The sequence below is a fragment of the Streptomyces sp. ICC1 genome (assembly GCF_003287935.1).
Classification (GTDB): Bacteria; Actinomycetota; Actinomycetes; order Streptomycetales; family Streptomycetaceae; genus Streptomyces; species Streptomyces tritrimontium.
This window is the reverse complement of the sequence record NZ_CP030287.1, coordinates 5,879,523-5,903,780: the sequence shown is the minus strand read 5'-3', so window position 1 is coordinate 5,903,780 and position 24,258 is coordinate 5,879,523. Positions and strand designations below refer to the sequence as shown.

Annotated in this window: 20 protein-coding genes and 2 pseudogenes; 10 read left to right on the top strand and 12 right to left on the bottom strand. The window is 71.6% G+C overall.

Annotation, left to right across the window (positions count from 1 at the left end; genetic code table 11):
- Positions 1-53 precede the first annotated feature (53 nt).
- Both argS and DRB96_RS46350 read right to left on the bottom strand, forming a co-directional pair.
- A complete protein-coding gene (gene argS, locus DRB96_RS46355) occupies positions 54-1,643 on the bottom strand; it encodes an arginine--tRNA ligase (RefSeq protein ID WP_343234706.1) in 1,590 nt (529 codons plus the stop codon).
- Positions 1,638-3,185 (bottom strand): annotated as a pseudogene (locus DRB96_RS46350) (homocysteine S-methyltransferase family protein); the annotation flags it as partial. The pseudogene DRB96_RS46350 and the gene argS, both read right to left, overlap by 6 nt.
- A gap of 264 nt (positions 3,186-3,449) precedes the next feature.
- On the opposite strand from DRB96_RS46350, the gene DRB96_RS27735 reads away from it, so the two are divergent.
- The 5 genes from DRB96_RS27735 to DRB96_RS27715 all read left to right on the top strand — a co-directional run bounded on the left by DRB96_RS27735 (position 3,450) and on the right by DRB96_RS27715 (position 9,770).
- Complete coding sequence (locus tag DRB96_RS27735) at positions 3,450-4,217, top strand: IclR family transcriptional regulator (protein ID WP_112450925.1); 768 nt, start codon at positions 3,450-3,452, stop codon at positions 4,215-4,217.
- 331 nt (positions 4,218-4,548) lie between these two features.
- Positions 4,549-5,331 carry an MIP/aquaporin family protein gene (locus tag DRB96_RS27730; protein WP_112450924.1) on the top strand — a complete coding sequence of 261 codons (783 nt, stop codon included), beginning with the start codon at positions 4,549-4,551 and terminating at the stop codon, positions 5,329-5,331.
- 77 nt (positions 5,332-5,408) lie between these two features.
- The gene (gene glpK / locus DRB96_RS27725; protein WP_112450923.1) at positions 5,409-6,935 is read left to right on the top strand and encodes a glycerol kinase GlpK; all 1,527 of its coding nucleotides are present in this window, start codon (positions 5,409-5,411) and stop codon (positions 6,933-6,935) included.
- Between the two features lie 44 nt (positions 6,936-6,979).
- Complete coding sequence (locus DRB96_RS27720; protein ID WP_112450922.1) at positions 6,980-8,587, top strand: glycerol-3-phosphate dehydrogenase/oxidase; 1,608 nt, start codon at positions 6,980-6,982, stop codon at positions 8,585-8,587.
- A gap of 127 nt (positions 8,588-8,714) precedes the next feature.
- The gene (locus tag DRB96_RS27715) at positions 8,715-9,770 is read left to right on the top strand and encodes a PAC2 family protein (protein ID WP_112450921.1); all 1,056 of its coding nucleotides are present in this window, start codon (positions 8,715-8,717) and stop codon (positions 9,768-9,770) included.
- A gap of 194 nt (positions 9,771-9,964) precedes the next feature.
- Here the strand turns inward: DRB96_RS27715 and mshC are convergent, their stop codons facing one another.
- The 4 genes from mshC to DRB96_RS27695 all read right to left on the bottom strand — a co-directional run bounded on the left by mshC (position 9,965) and on the right by DRB96_RS27695 (position 13,480).
- Positions 9,965-11,194: a cysteine--1-D-myo-inosityl 2-amino-2-deoxy-alpha-D-glucopyranoside ligase gene (gene mshC / locus DRB96_RS27710; protein WP_112450920.1), complete on the bottom strand. Its 1,230-nt coding sequence runs from the start codon at positions 11,192-11,194 to the stop codon at positions 9,965-9,967.
- Positions 11,195-11,304: 110 nt separating this feature from the next.
- Complete coding sequence (locus DRB96_RS27705) at positions 11,305-12,141, bottom strand: SCO1664 family protein (protein ID WP_112453749.1); 837 nt, start codon at positions 12,139-12,141, stop codon at positions 11,305-11,307.
- The gene (locus DRB96_RS27700) at positions 12,105-12,695 is read right to left on the bottom strand and encodes a DUF3090 domain-containing protein (RefSeq protein ID WP_112450919.1); all 591 of its coding nucleotides are present in this window, start codon (positions 12,693-12,695) and stop codon (positions 12,105-12,107) included. Before DRB96_RS27700 ends, DRB96_RS27705 begins: the two co-directional genes overlap by 37 nt.
- 77 nt (positions 12,696-12,772) lie before the next feature.
- Positions 12,773-13,480 (bottom strand): histidine phosphatase family protein, encoded by a 708-nt coding sequence (locus DRB96_RS27695; RefSeq protein WP_112450918.1) that lies wholly within the window; start codon positions 13,478-13,480, stop codon positions 12,773-12,775.
- An 11-nt stretch (positions 13,481-13,491) separates the two neighbouring features.
- On the opposite strand from DRB96_RS27695, the gene corA reads away from it, so the two are divergent.
- The gene (gene corA / locus DRB96_RS27690) at positions 13,492-14,526 is read left to right on the top strand and encodes a magnesium/cobalt transporter CorA (protein WP_112450917.1); all 1,035 of its coding nucleotides are present in this window, start codon (positions 13,492-13,494) and stop codon (positions 14,524-14,526) included.
- A gap of 39 nt (positions 14,527-14,565) precedes the next feature.
- Here corA and DRB96_RS27685 read toward each other — a convergent pair whose 3' ends face one another.
- Positions 14,566-15,354, bottom strand: a complete 789-nt coding sequence (locus DRB96_RS27685) for a ferritin-like domain-containing protein (RefSeq protein ID WP_112450916.1) — start codon at positions 15,352-15,354, stop codon at positions 14,566-14,568.
- 197 nt (positions 15,355-15,551) lie between these two features.
- A complete protein-coding gene (locus DRB96_RS27680) occupies positions 15,552-16,601 on the bottom strand; it encodes an LLM class F420-dependent oxidoreductase (protein WP_112450915.1) in 1,050 nt (349 codons plus the stop codon).
- Positions 16,602-16,701: 100 nt separating this feature from the next.
- Between DRB96_RS27680 and DRB96_RS27675 the strand changes: the two genes are divergently transcribed.
- Both DRB96_RS27675 and DRB96_RS27670 read left to right on the top strand, forming a co-directional pair.
- A complete protein-coding gene (locus DRB96_RS27675) occupies positions 16,702-17,694 on the top strand; it encodes an aldo/keto reductase (RefSeq protein ID WP_112450914.1) in 993 nt (330 codons plus the stop codon).
- A 226-nt stretch (positions 17,695-17,920) separates the two neighbouring features.
- Positions 17,921-19,822, top strand: a pseudogene (locus DRB96_RS27670) (tetratricopeptide repeat protein); the annotation flags it as partial.
- A 93-nt stretch (positions 19,823-19,915) separates the two neighbouring features.
- On the opposite strand, the gene DRB96_RS27665 reads toward DRB96_RS27670, so the two are convergent.
- On the bottom strand, positions 19,916-20,134 hold the full coding sequence (locus DRB96_RS27665) for a hypothetical protein (protein WP_112450913.1): 219 nt from the start codon (positions 20,132-20,134) through the stop codon (positions 19,916-19,918).
- Positions 20,135-20,136: 2 nt separating this feature from the next.
- Positions 20,137-21,018: a mycothiol conjugate amidase Mca gene (gene mca / locus DRB96_RS27660; RefSeq protein WP_112450912.1), complete on the bottom strand. Its 882-nt coding sequence runs from the start codon at positions 21,016-21,018 to the stop codon at positions 20,137-20,139.
- Between the two features lie 124 nt (positions 21,019-21,142).
- Between mca and DRB96_RS27655 the strand changes: the two genes are divergently transcribed.
- Both DRB96_RS27655 and greA read left to right on the top strand, forming a co-directional pair.
- On the top strand, positions 21,143-21,556 hold the full coding sequence (locus tag DRB96_RS27655) for a DUF4307 domain-containing protein (protein WP_112450911.1): 414 nt from the start codon (positions 21,143-21,145) through the stop codon (positions 21,554-21,556).
- Between the two features lie 207 nt (positions 21,557-21,763).
- Positions 21,764-22,261, top strand: coding sequence for a transcription elongation factor GreA (greA, locus tag DRB96_RS27650; RefSeq protein WP_112450910.1), 498 nt, complete (start codon positions 21,764-21,766; stop codon positions 22,259-22,261).
- Between the two features lie 85 nt (positions 22,262-22,346).
- Here the strand turns inward: greA and DRB96_RS27645 are convergent, their stop codons facing one another.
- Positions 22,347-23,204 carry an ABC transporter permease gene (locus tag DRB96_RS27645; RefSeq protein WP_112450909.1) on the bottom strand — a complete coding sequence of 286 codons (858 nt, stop codon included), beginning with the start codon at positions 23,202-23,204 and terminating at the stop codon, positions 22,347-22,349.
- Positions 23,201-24,226, bottom strand: coding sequence for an ATP-binding cassette domain-containing protein (locus DRB96_RS27640; protein WP_112450908.1), 1,026 nt, complete (start codon positions 24,224-24,226; stop codon positions 23,201-23,203). The genes DRB96_RS27645 and DRB96_RS27640 overlap by 4 nt, the downstream gene beginning before the upstream one ends.
- Between the last annotated feature and the right edge of the window lie 32 nt (positions 24,227-24,258).

The following is a 24,258-nucleotide window of genomic DNA, read 5'->3' as shown; positions in this document are numbered from 1 at the left end:
TTCGAACGCCTGTCACAAGTTCGGGCTCGAACTGGCTCCGGGTCACCCCGGTTTCAGGTGTTTTGGGGGGTGAACCGCACCGGAAGCGTCCGCAGGCCCCGCATGATGAGCCCGCCGCGCCAGCGCAGCTCCCCGGTGGGCACGGCCAGTTCCAGGTCGGGCAGGCGCGTCAGCAGGGTCGCGAGCGCGGTCTGCCCTTCGAGCCGGGCGAGCGGGGCACCCAGGCAGTAGTGGATGCCGTGCCCGTACCCGAGGTGCTGGTTGTCGGTGCGCGAGAGGTCGAGGGTGTCCGGGTCGGCGAACCGCTCGGGATCGCGGTCGGCGGCCGCGAGGACCACCAGCACGGGGTCGCCGGCCGCGATGTCCTGGCCGCCGAGGACGAAGGGCTCCGTGGCGAACCGCCAGGTGGCCAGCTCCACGGGGCCGTCGTAGCGCAGCAGCTCCTCCACGCCGGTGGCCAGCAGGCCGCTCTCGCCGGCCGCGAGGGAGCGCTGGAGGCGTTCGCGCTGCTCCGGGTTCATGAAGAGGGAGTGGACCCCGTTGCCGATGAGGTTCACGGTGGTCTCGAACCCGGCGAAGAGCAGGATGAAGGCCATCGCGGTGGCCTCGGCCTCCGTCAGGTGGTCGCCGTGGTCGCTGGCCCGGATCAGATCGGAGATCAGGTCGTCGCCCGGGGCGTCGCGCTTGCGGTGGATGAGCTCGCCGAGGTAGGTCCGCATCTGCTTGACCGCCCGGGCCACACCGCCGCGCGGACCGCCTCCGTGCCGGATCATCATCCCGGCCCAGTCGCGGAAGTCGTCCTGGTCCTCTCGCGGTACGCCGAGCATCTCGCAGATGGCGTAGATGGGGAGCGGGAAGGCGAACTCGTGGATGAGATCCGCCTCCCCCTTCTCCGCGCCGTGCTGCCTTTCAATGATTTGGTCGATGAGCTGGTCGGTCAGCTCCTGCACCCGCGGGGTGAACTCGGCGATCCTGCGCGGGGTGAACGCCTTGGACACCAGCCGCCGCAGCCGGGTGTGGTCCGGCGGGTCGATGTTGAGCAGGTGCGTCATCAGCTCCGCCTTGCGCTCCCCCGGGATCCCGGTCTTGCCCTTGGCGTGCGCCGGCTCCGCGTGGTGGGCCGGGTTCTTGCTGAGCCGCTGGTCGGCGAGGGCCTGGCGGGCGTCGGCGTACCGGGTGACCAGCCACGCGTCCACCCCGCTGGGGAGCTTGGTGCGGTGCACGGGTGCGTGCTCGCGCAGCCAGGCGTAGGCCGGGTACGGGTCGGTCGCGAACTCCCAGTCGAACAGGGTCGGACCGGGAGGCGCGCTGGGCTCCGCGGCGGGCTCGGCCGGGGGCAGCGCCAGCTCGGAGTGCGTGACCGGCTCCGGGTCGCCCGCCGCGCCCGCCTTGCGCAGGATTGACTTGATCCGGGCGTACGCGTACTCGAGGTACACGGACGTGTCGCCGGTCAGCGGGACCATCTGGTCCAGGTCGAACTTGTAGTCGCGCGCGGCGGAGGTGGACAGGTCCGCGTACTTCACCGCGCCGATGCCCACGTGCCGGGCGTTCTCGAGGATCTCCGCCTCGCTCAGGCCGATCTTCTCCGCCTTCTCGCGCACGACGGCCGTCGCCCGGTCCACCGCCTCGTCCAGCAGGTCCACCAGCCGGATGTCCGACTCGTGGATTCCCCAGTTGCCCGTCAGGTCCTCGATGAGGCGCTCGGCGATGGCGACCTTGTGCTCGACGGTGCGGGCCTGGCCCTCCTCGTCGATGGTCAGCGCGATCAGCGCGGCGCCGTGTTCCCGGGCGAGGCGGGTGACCTTGGCGAAGCGGGAGTCGGGCCCGTCGCCGTCCTCGTAGTTCACCGAGTTGAGGACGGCGCGGCCGCCGATCTTCTCCAGGCCGGCCTGGAGGACGGGGAGCTCGGTGGAGTCCAGGACGATCGGCAGGGTGGAGGCGGTCGCGAAGCGGCCGGCGAGCTCGCGCATGTCGGCGACGCCGTCGCGCCCGACGTAGTCCACGCACAGGTCGAGCATGTGCGCGCCCTCGCGGATCTGATCGCGGACCATTTCCACGCAGTCGTCCCAACGGGCCTCCAGCATGGCCTCGCGGAACTTCTTCGACCCGTTGGCGTTCGTGCGTTCGCCGATCGCCATGTACGAGATGTCCTGCCGGAACGGGACCGTCTGATACAGCGAGGAAGCACCCGGCTCGGGGCGGGGGTCGCGGACGGCCGGGGTCAGGTCGCGGACCCGCTCGACGACCTGGCGCAGGTGTTCGGGGGTGGTTCCGCAGCAGCCACCCACCAGGGACAGCCCGTACTCGCGGACGAAGGTCTCCTGGGCGTCGGCCAGCTCGGCTGCGGAGAGCGGGTAGTGCGCGCCGTTCTTGCCCAGGACGGGCAGGCCGGCGTTGGGCATGCAGGAGAGCGGGATGCGTGAGTTCCGGGCGAGGTAGCGAAGGTGCTCGCTCATCTCCGCCGGACCCGTCGCGCAGTTCAGACCGATCATGTCGATGCCGAGCGGCTCCAGCGCCGTGAGCGCCGCACCGATCTCCGAGCCCAGCAGCATCGTGCCGGTCGTCTCCACCGTCACCGAGCAGATCAGCGGAACGGAGACACCCAGCGCCTCCATCGCGCGGCGGGCGCCGACGATCGAGGACTTGGTCTGCAGGAGGTCCTGGGTGGTCTCCACGAGCAGTGCGTCGGCGCCGCCGATGATCAGGCCCTCGGCGTTGATCTGGTAGGCGTCGCGGATGGTCGCGTAGTCGATGTGACCCAGGGTGGGGAGCTTGGTGCCGGGGCCCATGGAGCCCAGGACCCAGCGCTGCTGCCCGGTCGTGGCGGTGAACTCGTCGGCGACCTCGCGGGCGATGCGGGCGCCGGCCACGGACAGCTCGTGGTTGCGCCCGGCGATGTCATATTCGGCGAGGGCCGCGTAGTTCGTGCCGAACGTGTTCGTCTCCACACAGTCGACACCCACCGCGAAGTACTCCCGGTGCACATTCGCCACGATGTCCGGACGCGTCACGTTCAAGATCTCGTTACAGCCCTCGAGCTGCTCGAAATCCTCCATCGTCGGATCCTGCGCCTGCAGCATCGTCCCCATCGCCCCGTCGGCCACCACCACGCGGGTCGCCAGTGCCTGGCGGAGGGCGTCGGCCCGGGTCTGGGTGTCTGCGGGCGGGTTCGGCAACGAGGCCATGGTTGTGCTCCCTGGGATGCGACGGCTGTCGGCTTTGCACCCCCTCTGTGTCAAGGGTGCACGCGGCCAGGGTAACCGCGCGGAACCGGCCCCGGTGAGGCTGTCCCACGTGGCGGACTGCATTCTGTGCGCGAGGGGGACGGCGGCTTTCGGACGGGGGCATCCTGGGCCGACGCGGTCACGGTGAACCTTCCGGCATGCATGAAGTCGGCATCGACCGATAGTGTTCAGCATTGTCGAACTACGTCAGCAGGAGGCTGCGCGATGGCACGGAACATCCAGTCGCTCGAACGAGCCGCTGCGATGCTGCGGCTCCTGGCGGGCGGCGAGCGCCGGCTGGGGCTTTCGGACGTGGCCTCTTCCCTGGGCCTGGCCAAGGGCACGGCGCACGGGATCCTGCGCACGCTGCAGGCCGAGGGCTTCGTCGAGCAGGACCCGGCCTCCGGGCGCTACCAGCTGGGCGCGGAGCTGCTGCGCCTGGGCAACAGCTACCTGGACGTCCACGAGCTGCGGGCGCGCGCCCTGGTCTGGACGGACGACCTGGCCCGCGCCAGCGGGGAGAGCGTGTACGTGGGGGTGCTCCACAAGAGCGGGGTGCTGATCATGCACCACGTGTTCCGGCCGGACGACAGCCGCCAGGTGCTGGAGGTGGGGGCCATGCAGCCGCTGCACTCCACGGCCCTGGGCAAGGTCCTGTCGGCGTACGACCCGGTGGCGCACACGCAGGTGCTGGAAGTGGAGCGGGAGGCGTTCACGCCCCGCACGGTCACCGAGGGGGCCGCCTTCGAGGCGGTCCTGGAGCTGACCCGGGCGCGCGGCTGGGCCGGCGACATCGAGGAGACCTGGGACGGGGTCGCCTCGGTGGCGGCGCCCATCCACGACCGGCGCAGGATGCCGGTCGGCGCGGTGGCCGTCGCGGGGGCCGTGGAGCGGGTGTGCGGGGACTCCGGAGAGCCCCGGGCCACCCTGGTGGCGTCCGTACGGGACTGCGCACGGTCGGTTTCGCGCGACCTCGGGGCGGGCCGGTTCTGAGCTTGCCCTGACCTGCATTGCCCCATCTTGACCACCCAGAGGCCGTTTCCATGCGGCGTTTGGGTGGTTTTTGGCGTTTAGTGATCACCTCATGGCCGGTTTTGGGCGATCACACCGGCTGGTAACGATCCGGCTCATTGGCCTGGCCAACTCTTGACGCCCCGTTCACCTGGGCGGAAAACTGCCGTTCATCGGTCGGCATTGCCGAACACCTACCGGCAATACGCGTTAGGGTGTGGCAAGGCCAAGGACCGGTGCAGCACTCACCGAGTGCGTGGGCCGCCGGAGGGACCCGGCGGTCGACCACCCCTGAACGACAAAGGAGTCGCGGGTGTCCAGCTCCGACATCTTCATCGGCGAGACCATCGGTACCGCCCTGCTCACCCTGCTCGGCGGCGGCGTGTGCGCCGCGCTGACGCTCAAGAGCTCCAAGGCCCGCGGCGCCGGCTGGCTCTCGATCACCTTCGGCTGGGGTTTCGCCGTACTGATCGCCGCCTACGTCTCCGCACCGCTCTCCGGGGCGCACCTCAACCCGGCGGTCACCGTCGGCATCGCCGTCAAGGACGGCGCCTGGGGCGACGTGCCGGTCTACTTCGCCGGCCAGCTGCTCGGCGCGATGATCGGCTCGGTCCTGATGTGGCTGGCCTACTACGGCCAGTTCCAGGCGCACCTGGCCGACCCGGAGCACATCCGCGACGCCAAGCTCGGCCCCGAGGACCCGCACCCGCACGACGTGGCCGGCCCGGTGCTCGGCATCTTCTCCACGGGCCCCGAGATCCGCAACGTCGTCCAGAACCTCACCACCGAGATCATCGGCACCGCCGTCCTGGTCCTGGCGATCCTGACCCAGGGACTGCAGGACGACGGCAAGGGCCTCGGCGTCATCGGCGTCCTGATCACCTCGTTCGTGGTCGTCGGCATCGGCCTCTCGCTGGGCGGCCCGACCGGCTACGCCATCAACCCGGTCCGCGACCTCGGCCCGCGCATCGTCCACTCCCTGCTGCCGCTGCCCAACAAGGGCGGCTCGGACTGGAGCTACTCCTGGATCCCGGTTCTCGGCCCCCTCGCGGGTGCCGCTCTCGCCGGCGGTCTGTACAACATCGCGTTCGCCTGATCAGCATCGGCACCACGGCACCACCCGCACCGCCATTCTGATTCCGCCTACTTCGACACCTGCCAGGAGCAGCCACCATGACCACCAGCACCGGCCCCTTCATCGCCGCGATCGACCAGGGCACCACCTCCTCCCGCTGCATCGTCTTCGACCGCGACGGCCGCATCGTCGCCGTCGACCAGAAGGAGCACGAGCAGATCTTCCCGAAGCCGGGCTGGGTCGAGCACGACGCCGCCGAGATCTGGACCAACGTCCAGGAGGTCGTCGCCGGGGCCATCGCCAAGGCGGAGATCACGGCCGCGGACGTCAAGGCCGTCGGCATCACCAACCAGCGCGAGACCACCCTGCTGTGGGACAAGAACACCGGCGAGCCGGTCCACAACGCGCTGGTCTGGCAGGACACCCGCACCGACGCCCTGTGCAAGGAGCTCGGCCGCAACGTCGGCCAGGACCGCTTCCGCCGCGAGACCGGCCTGCCGCTGGCGAGCTACTTCGCCGGCCCCAAGGTCCGCTGGCTGCTCGACAACGTCGAGGGCCTGCGCGAGCGCGCCGAGGCCGGGGACATCCTCTTCGGCACCATGGACTCCTGGGTCATCTGGAACCTGACCGGCGGCCCCCAGGGCGGTGTGCACGTCACCGACGTCACGAACGCCTCGCGCACCATGCTGATGAACCTGCACACCCTGGCCTGGGACGAGAAGATCGCCGAGTCCATGGGCGTGCCCCTCAACGTCCTCCCGGAGATCAAGTCCTCCGCCGAGGTCTACGGCCACGTCAAGGACGGCGTCCTGGCGGGCGTCCCGGTCGCCTCGGCGCTCGGCGACCAGCAGGCCGCGCTGTTCGGCCAGACCTGTTTCGCCGAGGGCGAGGCGAAGTCCACGTACGGCACCGGAACGTTCATGCTGATGAACACCGGCGACAAGATCATCAACTCCTACAGCGGCCTGCTGACCACGGTCGGCTACCAGATCGGCGACCAGCAGCCGGTCTACGCGCTGGAGGGCTCCATCGCCGTCACCGGCTCGCTCGTCCAGTGGATGCGCGACCAGATGGGCATGATCAAGACCGCGGCCGAGATCGAGACCCTGGCCTCCTCCGTCGAGGACAACGGCGGCGCGTACTTCGTGCCGGCCTTCTCCGGCCTGTTCGCCCCGTACTGGCGCTCCGACGCCCGCGGTGTGATCGCCGGCCTCACCCGGTACGTCACCAAGGCGCACATCGCCCGTGCCGTCCTGGAGGCCACCGCCTGGCAGACCCGCGAGATCACCGACGCCATGACCAAGGACTCGGGCGTCGAGCTCGCGGCCCTGAAGGTCGACGGCGGCATGACCTCCAACAACCTGCTGATGCAGACGCTCTCCGACTTCGTGGACGCCCCCGTGGTGCGCCCGATGGTCGCCGAGACCACCTGCCTCGGCGCCGCCTACGCCGCCGGCCTGGCCGTCGGCTTCTGGCCGGACACCGACGCCCTGCGCGCCAACTGGCGCCGTGCGGCGGAGTGGACCCCGCGGATGCCCGCCGAGCAGCGGGAGCGCGAGTACAAGAGCTGGCTCAAGGCCGTCGAGCGGTCCATGGGCTGGATCGACGACGAAGACGCCAGCTGACCGCACGGCCGGCGCAATCGACGAGTAAGTAGGAGTCAACGGACATGAGCACCCTGCAGAGCGTTCCCACCCTGGGTACGCACCCGACCGCCGGTTCGAACCCGAGCCGCGCCGAGACCCGTGAGCAGCTGGCGAAGGCCACGTACGACCTGCTGGTCATCGGCGGTGGAATCCTGGGCACCTCGGTGGCCTGGCACGCCGCGCAGTCTGGTCTGCGGGTCGCGATGGTGGACGCCGGCGACTTCGCCGGCGCCACTTCCTCCGCCTCTTCCAAGCTCGTCCACGGGGGTCTGCGCTACCTGCAGACCGGTTCGGTCAAGCTGGTCGCGGAGAACCACCACGAGCGCCGGGTGCTGGCCAAGGACGTGGCCCCGCACCTGGTCAACCCGCTCACCTTCTACCTGCCCGTGTACAAGGGCGGGCCGGTCGGCGCGGCGAAGCTGGGCGCGGGCGTGTTCGCGTACTCGGCGCTCTCCGGCTTCGGCGACGGCATGGGCAAGATCATCTCGCCGGCCCGTGCCGCCGCCGACAACCCGGGTCTGAAGACGGACGACCTCAAGGCCGTCGCCGTCTACTACGACCACCAGATGAACGACTCCCGCGTCGCCGTGATGACGGTCCGCGCGGCCGTCGAGTCCGGCGCCGTCGTCCTCAACCACGCCGAGGTCACCGGGCTGCGCATGACGCGCGGCCGGGTCTCCGGCGCCGAGCTCAAGGACCGCCTCGACGGCACCGAGTTCGGCGTGGACGCACGCGTGGTGCTCAACGCCACCGGTCCGTGGGTGGACCACCTGCGGCGCATGGAGGACAAGCACTCGATGCCGTCCATCCGGCTGTCCAAGGGCGCGCACATCGTGATGAAGCGCAAGTCGCCGTGGAAGGCCGCGATGGCCACCCCGATCGACAAGTACCGCATCACGTTCGCCCTGCCGTGGGAGGACCAGCTGCTGCTGGGCACCACGGACGAGGTGTACGAGGGCGATCCGGCGGACGTGCGGGCCACCGAGGCCGACATCCAGCAGATCCTGGACGAGGCGGCCTTCTCGGTGAAGGACGCCGATCTGGACCGCTCGCTGATGACGTACGCCTTCGCGGGCCTGCGGGTGCTGCCCGGCGGCCCCGGCGGCGTGGAGAAGGCCAAGCGCGAGACGGTCGTCTCCGAGGGCGCGGGCGGCATGCTGTCGGTGGCCGGCGGCAAGTGGACCACGTACCGGCACATCGGCCGCGTGGTCATGGACAAGCTGGCCAAGCTCCCCGGCAGCCCGCTGACCGAGGACATGGAGCCGGTGAAGTCCCTCGTACGACGGATCGCGCTGCCCGGTGTCGCCAACCCGAACGCGGTGGCGCACCGGCTGCTCGTGGACCGCGAGCCGGGCTCCCGGATGGACCCGCTGACCGCCCGCCACCTGGCTTCGCACTACGGCTCGCTGGCCTTCGACATCGCGCGGCTCGCGAACGAGGACCCGGCGCTGGCCGAGCGGATCCACCCGGACGGTCCGGAGATCTGGGCGCAGGTGGCCTACGCCCGGGACAACGAGTGGGCCGAGACGGCCGAGGACGTGCTGCGCCGCCGTACGACGGTCACGGTCCGCGGTCTGGACACCGCGGAAGTGCGCGGCCGGGTCGAGGAGATGCTGGCCGATAAGGCTTAACCGCGTCCGCGGGCGGGCAGAGGGGCGGTTCCGAGGGGAACCGCCCCTCTGTCGTGGGCTGTGGCTGGCGTCGCATCAAGGCTTAGGCTGACCCACGTACGCAAGGGAACTTCGGAAGGAGACCTGGGTGATCGAGCTTGAGGGCGTGCCCGAGCTGATCGACCCGGTCATGGTGGCCGCGTTCGAGGGCTGGAACGACGCGGGTGACGCGGCCTCCGGTGCGGTCGCACACTTGGACCGGGAGTGGAAGGGCGAGGTCTTCGCGGCTCTGGACGCCGAGGACTACTACGATTTCCAGGTCAACCGGCCGACGGTGTGGCTGGACAACGGGGTACGGAAGATCACGTGGCCGACGACCCGGCTGTCGGTCGTCAGGATCGGCGGCGCCAAGCCGCGCGACCTGGTGCTCGTGCGGGGGATCGAACCGTCCATGCGGTGGCGGTCGTTCTGCAACGAGATCCTCGGCTTCGCCCATGAGCTGGGCGTGGAGATGGTCGTGATCCTGGGGGCGCTGCTGGGCGACACCCCGCACACCCGGCCGGTGCCGGTCAGCGGGGTGACGTCGGACGCCGATCTGGCGCGGACGATGGACCTGGAGGAGACGAAGTACGAGGGCCCGACCGGGATCGTGGGGATCCTGCAGGAGGCCTGCACCCATGCCGGGGTGCCGGCGGTGTCCTTGTGGGCGGCGGTGCCGCACTACGTGTCCCAGCCGCCGAACCCGAAGGCGACCCTGGCGCTGCTCAACCGGCTGGAGGATCTGATCGACATCCGGATCCCGCTGGGCGAACTCCCCGAGGACGCGCGGGCGTGGCAGGTGGGCGTGGACCAACTGGCGGCCGAGGACAGCGAGGTGGCGGAGTACGTCCAGACGCTGGAGGAGGCCCGTGACACGGCCGATCTGCCGGAGGCCTCGGGCGACGCGATCGCCCGGGAGTTCGAGCGGTACCTGCGGCGCCGCGATCCGGCGGCGGGTCCGTCGCCGGAGCCCGGCGACGGTTCGTACCTCCGCGACACCTCCAGCGGCCTGACCCGCCCGCCGAAGCGCAAGCCCGGGCCGGAGCCCGAACCGCCTTCCGCGGACGGGCCGGCGGCCGCGGAAGGGCCTGCGAACGCGGACGGGCCGGCGACCGCTGACGGAACCTCGGCCGCGGACGGGGACGAAGCCCCGCCGGAGGCCTGAACCACCGCGACCCGGCTGCACCCGAGCCCGGGTTCGCCCACCGTGCACGACAGCTCGGTGGGCGGGCCCCTGCTGTGGCCGGCCGGTGAACCGTGGCCGACGTGCTGCCCACCTGCCCGCACCGAAGCGGTGATGCGCGAAGCGCGCCCCGGCGGGTGCCGGGGCGCGCTTCGGTGCTGTCCGGGCGGCGCGGGCTACAGGGCCACGCCGAGGAGGGCGTCGACCGTGCGGGAGACCAGGCCGGGGGCCGACTCGTCGTCGCCGTCCGTGGCGATCTGGAGCTCGACCCAGCGGTCCACGGCCGCCAGGGCCGCGGGGGCGTCCAGGTCGTTGGCGAGGGCCTCGCGGACCTCCTCGACCAGGGCGTCGGCCGCGATGCCGTCCGGGCGGGAGACGGCGGCGCGCCAGCGCTCCAGGCGGGCGACGGCCTCGGCGAGGACGGCGTCCGTCCACTCCCAGTCGGCGCGGTAGTGGTGGGAGAGCAGGGCCAGGCGGATGGCCGCCGGGTCCACCCCGGCCCGCCGCAGGGCGGACACGAAGACCAGGTTGCCCTTGGACTTCGACATCTTCGCTCCGTGCAGCGCGACCATGCCGGCGTGTACGTACGCCTTGGCCATCGGGAACTCGCCCGTCAGCACCTGGGCGTGCGAGGCGCCCATCTCGTGGTGCGGGAAGGCGAGGTCGGAGCCGCCGCCCTGGATGTCGAAGGTCATCCCGAGGTGGTCGAGGGCGATGGCGACGCACTCGATGTGCCAGCCGGGGCGGCCGCGGCCCAGCGAGCCGCCGTCCCAGCTGGGCTCGCCCGGACGCGCGGCCATCCACAGCATCGGGTCGAGGGGGTTCTTCTTGCCCACGCGCTCGGGGTCGCCGCCCCGCTCGGCGGAGAGCAGGCGCATGGCCTCGGCGTCCAGGTTGGAGACCTTGCCGAAGTTCGGGTCGGACTCGACGGAGAAGTAGACGTCGCCGTCGAGCTCGTAGGCGGCGCCCGCGTCCCGCAGCCGCTCGACCAGCGGCACGATGCCGGGTATGGCCTCGACGGCGCCGATGTAGTGCTGCGGGGGCAGCATCCGCAGGGCGGTCATGTCCTCGCGGAAGAGCGCGGTCTCGCGCTCGGCCAGCTCGGTCCAGTCCTGGTTGTCGCGCAGCGCCCGCTCCAGCAGTGGATCGTCGACGTCCGTGACGTTCTGGACGTAGATGACCTGCCGCTTGGTGTCGAGCCACACGCGCTGCACGAGGTCGAACGCGTTGTAGGTCGCCGCGTGCCCGATGTGGGTCGCGTCGTACGGGGTGATCCCGCACACGTAGATACGGGCGACGGGACCGGGGGCGAGGGTGATCGTCCCTTGGGTCGCGGTGTCGTGGATCTGGAGGTCGCGGCCCTTGCCAGGCAGGGCGGGGACCTCAGAAGCGGGCCAGGCATGCATGCGTCGAGCGTAACCGGACGGGTGTTCCGAAAACGAACCGGACCTGCACTGTTGTCCTGATCGGCACTCTTGCGCCATGGCCGGTTCTATGTGTACGGGGACGGTCGGGATCAGACCGGCGGCCACGGGATCGCGGGCCACTGCCCGGAGGGCTGCGGGTGCGTCCCGGTGCGCAGCAGGAGGTCCACCCGGCCCCGTACGGCGGCCAGCTCGGCCGTGGTGACCAGTTCGGCCAGCCGGGTGGCGAGGGGCTCTCCAGGGGTCAGCGCGGCCTCCAGGTCGCCCAGCACGGAGCGTGCCTCCCCGGTCAGCGGCTCGCCGGCCCAGCCCCACAGCAGGGTGCGCAGCTTGTCCTCGGTGTGGAAGGTCACTCCGTGGTCGATGCCGTAGAGCCGGCCGTCGGGCGCGGGGAGCAGGTGGCCGCCCTTGCGGTCGCCGTTGTTGATCACGGCGTCGAGGACGGAGAGGCGGCGCAGGCGTTCGTCGTCGGCGTGGACGAGGAGCGCGGTGCGGCCCTCCCCGACCTCGGCGAAGGCGACGGGTCGCCAGCCGTCCCCGGCTTCCTCGCCCTCCACGAGCGCGAGCAGGCCGGCCTCCGGGGACTCCCCGGTGTCGATCCACTGCTGGACCATGCCCTCGCCGTACGGTCCCTCGCGCAGCACGGTCGGGGGGACCAGCCCCCAGCCGGTGGCCTCGGAGATCAGGTAGGCGGCGACCTCGCGCCGGGCGAGGTTGCCGTCGGGGAAGTCCCACAGCGGGCGCTCGCCCTTGACCGGTTTGTACACGCAGTCGGCGCTCACGCCCTCGTGGGTGACGGTGCACCGCAGGACGGCGTTGGACGCCTCGCGGATCCGGCCGACGACCGTGAGCTCCCCGTGGGCCAGCAGCGCTTCGAGCTCCCCCGTGGCGTTCACGCCTGGCGCCGGTAGCCGTTCTGGCGGGGGCAGACGTGCCCCTCCGGGTCGAGCGGCAGGCTGCACAGCGGGCACGGCGGCCGGCCGGCGTTGACCACGTCCAGGGCGCGCTTGGTGAACGCCCGGGCCTGGGCGCCGGTGAGCCGCACGCGCAGCATCGGCGGGCCGTTCTCCTCGTCCTGGAGCAGCCGTTCCTCGGCCTCGGCGAGGTCCTCCTCGGAGTCCGCGTCGAGCTCCACGAGGGCCTGCGCTTCGACGATCATGCGCTGGTCCTCGCCGTCCCAGGCCAGGGCCATGGTGCCGACGCGGAACTCCTCGTCGACGGGGACGTCCAGGGGTGCCGTGTCGGTGGCCTCGGCGGGGGCGACGGCCGGGACGGGGGCATTGCCCCCGGTGCGCCGTACGACCTCGTCCAGCAGTTCGTCCATCCGCTCGGCGAGCGCCGCGACCTGGGTCTTCTCCAGGGAGACGCTGGTGACGCGGGGGCCGGTGGAGGCCTGGAGGAAGAAGGTACGGCGGCCAGGCAGACCGACCGTGCCGGCCACGAAGCGGTCCGGCGGGTCGTAGAGGAACACCTGACGGGGCACGTCCAGTCTCCAAGTCTCGGCAGCAGGGGCAGGGCTGCGCCCATGTGTTGGCCCGTCCACCCTACTGCTCCGTTCGATCACACCGCGCCCGCGCCGCCCCCCACGACCGCGTCGCCGCCGTCTTCGGCCCCTTTGTCCGGCGCCGCCGTTTCGCGGGGCGCGAACGAGGCGAAGTCCCCGGTGTCGCCGAGCCGGAGCAGGAACGGCCGGGTGGGCGTGTAGCGGATCGCGGTGACCGAGCAGGGGTCCACGTGGATCCGCTGGAAGAGGTCCAGGTGCATGCCGAGGGCGTCGGCGACGATCGACTTGATGATGTCGCCGTGCGAGCACATCAGGAAGACGGCGTCGCTGCCGTGCTCCTCGTCGATCCGCGCGTTCCACTCGCGCACGCAGTCCACGGCGCGGGTCTGCATGGCCCGCATGGACTCGCCGCCGGGGAAGGCGGCGGCCGAGGGGTGCTGCTGGACGATGCGCATCAGCGGTTCTTCGGACAGCTCGGAGAGTTTGCGGCCCGACCAGTCTCCGTAGTGGCACTCGCCGATCCGCTCGTCGGTGTGGAGCGCGAGTCCGGGCCGGTCGGCGAGGAGCGGGGCCAGGGTTTCGGCGCACCGCTGCAGCGGGCTGGTGACGGCGGCGGCGAGCGGGACGCCGGCGAGGCGGCCGGGCAGCGCCGCGGCCTGCCCGGCGCCGTGTTCGTCCAGGCCCACTCCCGGGGTCCAGCCGGCGAGGAGCCCTGCGGTGTTGGCGGTGGACCGCCCGTGTCGTACGAGGATCAGCGTGGCCATGCGGTCACCCTATGCGGCCCGGCCGGTGTGCGGGCGGGCTCCGGGCAGGGAACAATGCCCGGGTGATAGTGGACTGCGCGATGTACCGGAACGGCCGCCGCTCCGAGGCGCCCGAGGACTTCTCGGATGCCCTGGACCAGGCGCGGGCCACCGGCGACGCCTTCCTCTGGGTCGGCATGCACGAGCCGACGGAGAAGGAATTCGAGCACGTCAGCCAGGAGTTCGGGCTGCACCCGCTGGCGGTGGAGGACGCGCTGACCGCCCACCAGCGGCCGAAGCTGGAGGTCTACGACGATTCGCTCTTCGTGGTCCTCAAGCCGGTGCTGTACGACGACGACGCGGACCGGGTGACCACGGGCGAGCTGATGGTCTTCATCGGCGACTCCTTCGTGGTCACGGTCCGGCACGGCGAGGGGGCCGCGCTGGCCGCGGTGCGCCACCGGCTGGAGCAGGATCCCGAGGTGCTGAGGCACGGTCCGACGGCGGTGCTGTACGCGGTCTCGGACGCGGTGGTGGACCACTACATCGAGGTGGCCGCCGAGCTCCAGGCGGACCTGGAGGAGCTGGAGGCGGAGGTGTTCTCGCCGAACTCCGCGGACACCAAGAACACCGCGGCGCGGATCTACTCCTTCAAGCGGCAGGTCCTGGAGTTCCGCCGGGCCACCAGCCCGCTGCTGCAGCCGATGGACCGGCTCGCCTTCGGGGACGTGCCGTTCGTGCACGAGCACGCCCAGCCGTTCTTCCGTGACGTCGCCGACCACCTGACCAAGGCGAACGAGTACATCGAGGGCCTGGACCGGCTGCTCTCGGACGCGCTGGCCGCGCACCTGGCGCAAATGGGCGTCCGGCAGAACGACGACATGCGCAAGATCTCGGCCTGGGCGGCCATGGCGGCGGTCCCGACCATGGTGGCGGGGATCTACGGGATGAACTTCGACCACATGCCGGAGCTCAGGCACCGGTGGGGCTATCCGGCGGTCGTCGCGGTGATGCTGGGCCTGTGCCTGGGCCTGCACCGGATGTTCAAGCGGCGCGGCTGGCTCTGAGGGGGCCGCCGCGGCGGGGCGGCGGGCCCGTTGCGGGCACTACGCGAACTCGGGCGCGGTCGTGGCGGGACCGCCCAGCGGGTCGCCGCGCTCCGGCCGGCGCAGGTCCACCATCCGGTGCCAGCCGCTGAACCGCTCGTACGCGTACATCCCGCGGATCCCGGCGGCGAGCGCGGCCGCCTTCGGCGCGGGCCAGCCCAGCAGGCGCCCCATGCGGCCCATGACGGCGAGGCTCACGTCCCGGTACACGCCGATCTCGGCGAGCGCGCACTCGCGCAGCACCCGGTGGATGGTGCGGCCGTGGCCGGCGCGGGCGAGGCGGAGCAGTTCCTCGTGGCAGTACGCCAGGTGGTTGTCCTCGTCCGCACCGATCATGCGGATGGCCTTGCCGAGCTCGGGGTGGTCCCCGAAGTACCGGACCAGCATGATCATCTGGTCGGCGGCGCGCTGTTCGGTGACCCGGCTGTGGGAGAGGTAGACGACGATGTCCTCCTCGCTCAGGGCCCGCTCGCCGCGCAGCTTCTCGTGGCTCAGCCCGATGCCGCGGCGCTCCAGCAGCATCGTGTAGTCGGTCTCGGGCGGGACGGGGACGGGGGCCAGGCCGCGCTTGCGGAGCAGCGCGTTGAAGATCCGGCCGTGCTTGTCCTCGTCGGCCCCGTGCCGGGTGATCTTGGGCGCGAGGTCGCGCATGGAGTCGGGGACCAGGGCCGCGATCCGGGCGTTCTCCCAGCCGCCCTGGGACTCGCCGCCGGCGGCGATGGAGCAGAACAGCTGGAAGGACCCGTCGTCCTCGACGATCTCCTGGAACAGGCTGCGCGCAGAGAGCATACGTCGAGTCAAAAGCCGATTCGCGGGCCGGGCAACCGGGTGCGCCCCCGACTCGCCCGAATGAACGACCCCGACCGGTGGGCCCGGGGGCGTAACCCCGCGGGCCCGCCGCGCGTTGTTGGCTGTGTCGGCCGTGGCGGGGAAGACCCCCCGAGCCCCCACCACGGCCGCAGAACCCGTCACCGGAAGGGGACCGGTCAGGCGAGGCCCGCACGCTCCATGGCCTCGGTGCCGGCCCGCAGGGCGGCGATCCGCTCCTCCAGGGTGAATCCGGCGGGGGCGAGCGTCAGGGTGGTGACCCCGGCCTCCGCGTAGGCCCGCATCCCGTCCGCGATGCGCTCGACCGGCCCCAGCAGGGTGGTGGAGTCGATCAGCGAGTGCGGGATCGCGGCGGCCGCGCCCTGCTTGTCGCCCGACAGGTACTTGTCCTGGACCTCGGCGGCTTCCTTCTCGTAGCCCATGCGCCGGGCGAGCTGGTTGTAGAAGTTCTGCTTCCGGCTGCCCATGCCGCCCACGTACAGGGCGGTGTACGGGCGGAACATGTCGGCGAGCGCGTTCACGTCGTCGCCGAGGGCCAGCGGCACGGTCGGGCAGACGTCGAAGCCGTCCATCGTCAGCCCGGCCTTCTCGCGGCCCGCCCGGATGTGCGTGAGCGCGGTGGCCTCCAGGTGCTCGGCGGCCGGGAAGATCAGCAGCGCGCCGTCGGCGATCTCGCCGGTCTGCTCCAGGTTCTTGGGCCCGATGGCGGCGATGTAGAGCGGGATGTGCTCGCGCTCGGGGTGCACGGTCAGCTTCAGCGGCTTGCCCGGGCCGTCGGGCAGCGGCAGGGTCCAGTGCTCGCCCTCGTAGGACAGCCGCTCGCGGCTCATCGCCTTGCGGACGATCTCCACGTACTCGCGGGTCCGGGCGAGCGGCTTGTCGAACTTGACGCCGTACCAGCCCTCGGACACCTGCGGTCCGGAGACGCCGAGGCCGAGCCGGAAGCGGCCCTTGGTGAGGGAGTCGAGGGTGGCGGCCGTCATGGCCGTCATCGCCGGCTGGCGGGCCGGGATCTGGAGGATCGCCGAGCCGACGTCGATCCGCTCGGTCTGGGCGGCGACCCAGGCCAGGACGGTCGGCGCGTCCGAGCCGTAGGCCTCCGCGGCCCAGCAGACGTCGTAGCCGAGCCGGTCGGCCTCCTGCGCGACGGCGAGGTTGTCGGCGTCCATGCCAGCGCCCCAGTAGCCGAGATTGATGCCGAGCCGCATGTGTCGTCCCCTTACCGGTTTACCCATCAGTAACGTAGGTCTGCGGGGACTGTAGCGCGCCCGGGTGCCCCGCGTCAGCGCCCCAGTAGTCTCAGCGCCCATGGAGCAGAGGCATCTCGGCCGCACCGGACTGCGCGTCTCCCGGATCGGTCTCGGCACACTGACCTGGGGCCGGTCGGCGGACGGACCGGACGAGGCGGAAGCGGCCGCGCAGTTGAAGACGTTCTGGAACGCGGGCGGCACGCTCGTCGACACCGCCGACGTGTACGGGGGCGGGGAGGCGGAGTACCTCCTCGGACAATTGATCGGTTCCGTCGTGTCGCGGCGGGACCTGGTGATCGCGACGAAGGCCGGCGGGGTCGCGGACCCGGACCGCCGATTCGACGGCTCGCGCGGCCACCTGCTGGCCGCGCTGGACGACTCCCTGGCCCGCCTGGACACGGACTACGTCGATCTCTGGCAGGTCCACGCCTTCGATCCCTGGACCCCCATGGAGGAGACCCTCCAGGCGCTGGACATCGCGGTGAGCAGCGGGCGGGCGCGGTACGCGGGCGTGTCGAACTTCAGCGGCTGGCAGCTGGCGAAGGCGGCGACCTGGCAGCTCGCGGCGCCGGGAGTACGGACCCGGCTGGCGTCGACGCAAATGGAGTACTCCCTGCTCCAGCGGGGCGTGGAGCGGGAGGTCCTGCCGGCGGCGCTGGACCTCGGCGTCTCCCTCCTCCCCTCCTCCCCCCTCGGCCGGGGCGTCCTGACGGGCAAGTACCGGTCCGGCATCCCGGCGGACTCCCGGGGCGCCTCGGAGACCCTGTCCGCCTTCGTGGAGCCTTACCTGGACGAGGCGGCGCGCCGGATCGTGGACGCGGTGGCGACGGCCGCCCACGGCCTGGCGGTGACCCCGCTCCAGGTGGCCCTGGCGTGGGTGCGCGACCGCCCGGGGGTGGCCGCCCCGGTCATCGGCGCGCGCACGTCGGCGCAGCTCGGGGCGGCCCTGTCGGTGGAGGCCCTTAGTCTTCCGGAGGAGATCCGCCGAGCACTGGACGACGTCTCGGCGCCCGTCCACCGCTACCCCGATCAGGACTGGAGCACCTTGTGAGCGACACCGCCGCCGACGCCGCTGCCGCGGAGGACCCGGCGACCGCCGCTGCGAGGAGACCTTGCGGGGGCTGCTCGCGCTGGGTGCGGGGCTGCCGCTGGCGCTGCGCGTACTGGCCCCCCTCGGGACCGCGCGGCGCCCCGAGGGCCTGTCGGCCGCCGAGGGCCCCGCGGACGCCGAGGGGGCCGAGTCCGCGGCGGCCAAGGACGCGGCGGGCGCGGGCGCGGGCGCGGGCGGCGCCGGGGACTCCCTGGACGCCGCGCTCGACCTCGCCTACGCGGCCCTGCCCGAGGAGCGGCGCCGGCTGCTGCGCCGGCTGACCCTGGCCGGCCGGGCCTCGCTCGGCGCGGCCGCGGCGGCGGCGCTGATCGACGCGGACCAGGCGGAGGCCGGGCGGCTGCTGCGCGAGCTGTCCCGGGCGGGGCTGCTGGACCACGTGCGCGGGGACCGCTTCCGGATGCACGACGCGGTGCGCTCGTACGCGGCGGCCCGGCTGGCGCGCGACGAGGACCGGGCCGGGGCCGCGGCGGCGCACGAGCGGCTGATCCGGACGTACGCGCAGCTCGCCGACTCCGTGATCCGCATGGTCGACGGGAAGATGTCCACGCGCGCCAACCACTTCGGGAGCCACGGCTTCGCCTCCCTCGACACGGCGCTGCGCTGGCTGGACGACGAGTCGAGCTTCATCACGGCGGCGCTGCGGCATTCGGAGGGCGTGGACCAGCAGGCGGTGCTCGACCTGCTGGGCGCGCTCTGCGACTTCTGCCTGCTGCGCGGAGACCTGTACCGGCTCGGTGAGATCAACGAGCTGACGCAGGCCGTCGAGGCGGGCCAGCAGGGGGAGGCCGGCCGGCCGGGGCAGCCGGGCCGGCTGAGCCGCTCGGTGCAGTGGCGTACGGGCATCGCGGCCCGCCAGCTCGGTGAGCTCGACAAGGCCCGCACCACCCTGACCTCGGTGGTCGACCAGTACATGGAGGCACATCAGGAGGCCGGCGCGGGCATGGCCCTGGTCTCGCTCGGCATCACCCTGCACCACCAGGGCAACCTGCCCGAGGCCTCGGCCCGGATCCGCGAGGCGCTCGTGCTCCAGGCTCCGCCCGAGCTGGCCGGCGACCGGGCGTGGGCCCTGCACGCGCTGGGCTCGGTCGAGCGCGACCGCGCGAACCTCGCGGAGGCGCTGCGGCTGCTGCGCGAGTCCCTGGTCCTGCACCGCGAGAGCGAGAGCGTGCACGGCGAGGCCTGGGCGCACCTCCAGCTCGGCCAGGTGTACCTGCGCCTGGGCGAGGTGGGGCGCGCGGAGGCGGAGCTGCGCCTGGCCCTGGAGCTGTACGGGCGCACGCGCGACGACCGCGGCCAGGCCTGGGCGCTGACCCAGCTGGGGCGGGCCCGGGTCGTCGACGGGGATCCGGGTCCGGCGCTGGAGCGGCTGCGCGACGCGCTGGCCCGCCACCGGGAGGCGGAGGACGCGCGCGGCGAGGCGTGGACCCTGTACTACCTCGGGCAGGCGCTGGAGGAGGCCGGGGAGCGCGACCGGGCGGTGCGGGAGCTGGAGCGGGCCCGCACGATGTTCTCGCGGATGCGGGACGTGTACGGGCTCGCGCACGCCCGCCACCACTCGGGCCGGGTGACGCGCGACCAGCGGGCGGCGCAGACGGGGAACCTGAAGAACTCCGGCTTCGCCCGGCAGCTCCTGATGGACGCGCGGGCGGACTTCCGGCGGATCGGGCTGGCCCACGGGGAGGCCTGGACCTGCCTGGAGCTGGCGGTGGTGGACGCGGGCAACGCGCGCGTGGCGCAGGCGGTGGGCCTGTGCGAGGAGGCGGTGCGGCTGTTCATCTCCTACGGGGACCGGCGCGGGGAGGACTGGGCGCGCTTCCTGCGCTGCACGCTCCTGCCGTACTCGCTCCCGGGGGAGGCGGACGAGGCGCGCACGGAGCTGGCGCGGCTGGCGGCGGCCCCGCACCCGATGCGGGACGGGCGGCTGGAGGACTGCCTGGAGTCCTACGCGGTGATCCTGGCGCGCGGGGTCGACCCGTCGGAGGGCTGGCAGGCGTGGCGGCTGTCGCTCGTCCCGAACCTGCACTCGCGGGAGATCATGGGGATCGCGGTCCCGCTTCCCCCGCACTAGGCCGTGCCCCCTGTGCGCGTGCGGAAGCCGCCGCCCTGCCGGTTGCCGGCCGGGCGGCGGTCGCACGAAGCGGCGTACGGGCGCCGCGGGCCCCTACGGGGTGCGCGTACCGTCCCCCGGGGTGGGCTCCGGGGCTTCCTTGAAGTCGACCCGGCCCATGTGCCGGCTCATCGACTTCATCAGGCCCCACACCCCGAGGGCGAGGGCCGCGAACACGAGGAAGCCCAGGATTCCGGGGGTCACCTTGTCCTTGTCGAAGGTGTCACCCGCCAGCGGAAGAAGCTCGTTCAGTGCTGCCTGCGTAGCGCTCATAGCTACGCATTCTCCCGGATGCCCGCGAAGAGGTCGGACTCGGGGAGGGAAGTGTCCACGAGCGACTTCGCCAGCTCGTACTCCTCGGTCGGCCAGACGTCCTGCTGGATCTCCATCGGCACGCGGAACCAGCCGCCGTCCGGGTCGATCTGCGTGGCGTGCGCGATGAGCGCCTTGTCCCGGATCTCGAAGAAGTCGCCGCAGGGCACGTGGGTGGTCAGCGTCCGCTCGGCGCGCTGGAACTCCTTCCACCGCTCGAGCCACTCCCCGTACGGGGATTCCATGCCGCGCGCGAGGAGCGCCTCGTGCAGGGCGACGGTGCGCGGCTTGTTGAAGCCCTGGTTGTAGTAGAGCTTCCGCGGCTGGTACGCCGGGCCGAACTCGGCCTCGGGGTACTTCTCGGTGTCGGCCGCGTGCTCGAAGGCCGCCATCGAGATCTTGTGGGTCATGATGTGGTCGGGGTGCGGGTAGCCGCCGTTCTCGTCGTACGTGGTGATGACCTGCGGCCGGAAGGCGCGGATCTTGCGCACCAGGCTGCCGGCCGCCTCGTCGAGGTCCGCGAGGGCGAAGCAGCCCTCGGGCAGCGGGGGCAGCGGGTCGCCCTCGGGCAGACCGGAGTCGACGTATCCCAGCCACTCCTGGTCGACACCGAGGATCTCGCGCGCCTCGTCCATCTCCTTGGCGCGCACCTCGTGGATGTTCTCCTCGATGTACTTGTCGCCCTGGAGCTTGGGGTTGAGGACGGAGCCGCGCTCACCGCCGGTGCAGGTCACCACCAGGACGGACACCCCCTCGGACACGTACTTGGCCATGGTGGCCGCGCCCTTGCTCGACTCGTCGTCGGGGTGGGCGTGGACGGCCATCAGTCGAAGCTGCTCGGTCAAGACAGGATCCTCTTTGAGTCGTCAGGGCGTACGCCTCCTATAGTGACCGAATCGGGGGGTGGAAAAATTCCGGGGGGTCGCCCCGGAATTCGGCGGTGTTCGGGCATCTCGAAGGGAACGATCGATGAGTGCGGTGCGCGAAGGGCTGCCCGAGGGCCGCTACGGCCGGTCGGCGGACGAGCGTGCGGACCGCAAGCTCAAGATCGTCGGTTCGGTGCTGGGCATCGGGCTGCTGGGCGTGGTCGGCTGGATCGGCTGGGACTACGTCGGCGGGCAGAACGTCAGCGCCGAGGTGATCAAGTTCAAGGTGGTCTCCGACAGCGCCGTCGAGGTGCACCTCGAAGTGCGCAAGGACGCCTCGGTCACCGGGGTGTGCACGCTGAGCTCGCAGGACGAGGCGCACGGCGAGGTGGGCCGCGCCGACTTCACGTTCGCGCAGAAGGACGAGCGCGTGGACGAGGTCGTGACGCTGAAGACCACCGGCCGGGCCACGATGATCGACCTGATCGGCTGCCGGGAGGCCGGCTCCGCGAAGTAGCGGGGGACGGGAACCGGCCGGGCCGGGCAACACGCCGGGCCGCGGAGCCGTTCCTTCCGGTGGAGCCGCCTTTCCAGGCTCCGCCGCCGCGCCCTGACGCACTTCACACGCTTGGTGTCCTCCCCCTTCCCGTCCCGAATTGTTAGGCTCGTGGTTTCGTCCGCCGCTGGCGGCTTTTGTAGTCCCCTGTACCGACGAGGAGCACCCGTGACCCAGACGAGCGAGAGCGCCACCTGGCTGACCCAGGCGGCGTACGACCAGCTGAGGGCCGAGCTGGAGTACCTCTCTGGTCCCGCCCGCACGGAGATCACGATCAAGATCGCTGCGGCGCGTGAGGAAGGCGACCTCCGGGAGAACGGCGGCTACCACGCGGCCAAGGAGGAGCAGGGCAAGCAGGAGCTCCGCATCCGCCAGCTGACGCAGCTCCTGGAGAAGGCCAAGGTCGGCACCGCGCCCGCCTCCGACGGCGAGGTGGCCCCCGGCACGCTCGTCAAGATCGCCTTCGACGGTGACGAGAACGACACCATGGAGTTCCTGCTGGCCTCGCGCGAGTACGCGTCCTCGGACTTCGAGACCTACTCCCCGCAGTCGCCGCTGGGCACCGGCGTGATGGGCAAGAGGATCGGCGAGGACGCCGAGTACGAGCTGCCGAACGGCAAGAAGGCCTTGGTCAAGATCCTTGACGTCAAGCCGTTCAACGGCTGATCACCCCCTTCGCAGGATTTCGCCCCGCCGGGCTGCTGCCCGGCGGGGCGAAGTGCTGTGCGGGGCGTGATCGGGCGCCGCGTGGTCAGGCCGTCGCCGAGCGGTACTTGCGCACCGCCAGCGTGCGGAAGACCACGATGATCAGCACCGACCAGAGGATGGACGCGATGACCGGGTGCTGCATCGGCCAGGCCTCGGGGGTCGGGTAGCCCGGCGGGAGGTTCCCGAAGAGCTCGCGGGCCGCCTGGACGGTGGCGCTGAAGGGGTTCCACTCCGCGATGTGCCGCAGGAAGGTCGGCATGTTGTCGGAGGGGACGAAGGCGTTCGAGATGAACGTCAGCGGGAAGAGCCAGATCAGCCCGCCCGAGGTGGCTGCCTCCGGGGTGCGCACCGACAGGCCGATCAGGGCGCCGATCCAGGAGAAGGCGTAGCCGAGCAGGAGCAGCAGGGCGAAGCCGCCCAGGACCTCGCCGATGTTGGTGTGGGTGCGCCAGCCGACGAGCAGCGCCACGACCGCCAGGACGACGAGCGTGAGGGTGGTCTGCACGAGGTCGGCGAGGGTGCGGCCGGTCAGGACCGCGCCGCGGGCCATGGGCAGCGACCGGAAGCGGTCGATGAGGCCCTTGTGCATGTCGTCCGCGATGCCCGCGCCCGCGCCGGCCGTGGCGAAGGTGACGGTCTGGGCGAAGATGCCCGCCATCAGGAACTCTCGGTAGGCGGCGGGCGAGGTGTTGCCGCCGACGGAGATCGAGCCGCCGAAGACGTAGCTGAAGAGGACGACGAACATCACCGGCTGGATCACGCCGAAGATGATCATCTCGGGGATGCGGGACATGCGGATCAGGTTCCGCTTGGCCATGACCAGGGAGTCGCTGACTCCCTGGACGATGCCGCCGCGCGGGCGGGGCGCCGCCAGTTCCGGGGTCGTGGAGGTGAGGGTCACTTCGCCGCCTCCTTGCGGGCCTTGCGGCCGCCCTTGGACTTCGCGTCGGCGGGGGCCGCCTCGCCGTTCTCCTCGGCCGCCAGCTCCGCGGCGTGGCCGGTCAAGGAGATGAACACGTCGTCCAGGGTGGGACGGCGCAGGCCGATGTCGTCGATCTCGATGCCGCGGCCGTCCAGTTCGCGGATGACCTCGGCGAGCAGCTTGGCGCCGCCGGAGACCGGGACGGTCAGCTTGCGGGTGTGCTCCTCGACGGTGGTCTCGCCCTTGCCGAACCCCGTGAGGACCTCGCGGGCGGTGGCTATGTGCTCGCGCTCGTGCACGACGACCTCGACGCGCTCGCCGCCCGTCTGGGCCTTGAGCTGGTCGGAGGTGCCGCGCGCGATGACCTTGCCGTGGTCGACGACGCAGATGTCGTGCGCGAGGTGGTCGGCCTCCTCCAGGTACTGCGTGGTGAGCAGCAGGGTGGTGCCGCCCGCGACGAGCTCCTGGATGATCCCCCACAGCGCCTGGCGGTTGCGCGGGTCGAGTCCGGTGGTGGGCTCGTCCATGAACATCACGGGCGGGCTGACCACGAGGGCCGCGGCGAGGTCGAGGCGCCGGCGCATGCCGCCGGAGTACGTCTTGGCCGTGCGGTCCGCGGCGTCGCCGAGGTTGAAGCGCTCCAGCAGTTCGGCGGCGCGGACCTTGGCCGCCTTGGCGCTCATCTGGTAGAGCTGGCCCACCATTTGGAGGTTCTCGCGGCCGGTCAGGTACTCGTCGACGGCGGCGAACTGGCCGGAGAGCCCGATCGCGCGGCGGACTTCGTTGGGGTGCTTGAGGACGTCGATGCCCGCGACGACGGCCTTGCCGCTGTCGGGCTGGAGCAGGGTGGTCAGGACGCGCACGGTCGTTGTCTTGCCCGCGCCGTTGGGGCCGAGCAGGCCGAGAACGGTGCCTTCGGGGACATCGAGGTCCACGCCGTCCAGAGCCCGTACATCACCGAAGGTCTTGACCAGGCCTTCGGCGTAGATGGCGCCTGGCATATGGATTCTCCCAAGAGTGAATCGGGTCGCAG

Coding starts and splice junctions, on each gene's coding strand:
- mshC (WP_112450920.1), bottom strand. CDS start 11,194: ATGCATGCCTGGCCCGCTTCTGAGGTCCCCGCCCTGCCTGGCAAGGGC.
- glpK (WP_112450923.1), top strand. CDS start 5,409: ATGACCACCAGCACCGGCCCCTTCATCGCCGCGATCGACCAGGGCACC.
- DRB96_RS27735 (WP_112450925.1), top strand. CDS start 3,450: ATGGCACGGAACATCCAGTCGCTCGAACGAGCCGCTGCGATGCTGCGG.
- DRB96_RS27655 (WP_112450911.1), top strand. CDS start 21,143: ATGAGTGCGGTGCGCGAAGGGCTGCCCGAGGGCCGCTACGGCCGGTCG.
- DRB96_RS27640 (WP_112450908.1), bottom strand. CDS start 24,226: ATGCCAGGCGCCATCTACGCCGAAGGCCTGGTCAAGACCTTCGGTGAT.
- DRB96_RS27665 (WP_112450913.1), bottom strand. CDS start 20,134: ATGAGCGCTACGCAGGCAGCACTGAACGAGCTTCTTCCGCTGGCGGGT.
- DRB96_RS27675 (WP_112450914.1), top strand. CDS start 16,702: ATGGAGCAGAGGCATCTCGGCCGCACCGGACTGCGCGTCTCCCGGATC.
- DRB96_RS27680 (WP_112450915.1), bottom strand. CDS start 16,601: ATGCGGCTCGGCATCAATCTCGGCTACTGGGGCGCTGGCATGGACGCC.
- DRB96_RS27695 (WP_112450918.1), bottom strand. CDS start 13,480: ATGGCCACGCTGATCCTCGTACGACACGGGCGGTCCACCGCCAACACC.
- DRB96_RS27720 (WP_112450922.1), top strand. CDS start 6,980: ATGAGCACCCTGCAGAGCGTTCCCACCCTGGGTACGCACCCGACCGCC.
- DRB96_RS27685 (WP_112450916.1), bottom strand. CDS start 15,354: ATGCTCTCTGCGCGCAGCCTGTTCCAGGAGATCGTCGAGGACGACGGG.
- corA (WP_112450917.1), top strand. CDS start 13,492: ATGCGGCCCGGCCGGTGTGCGGGCGGGCTCCGGGCAGGGAACAATGCC.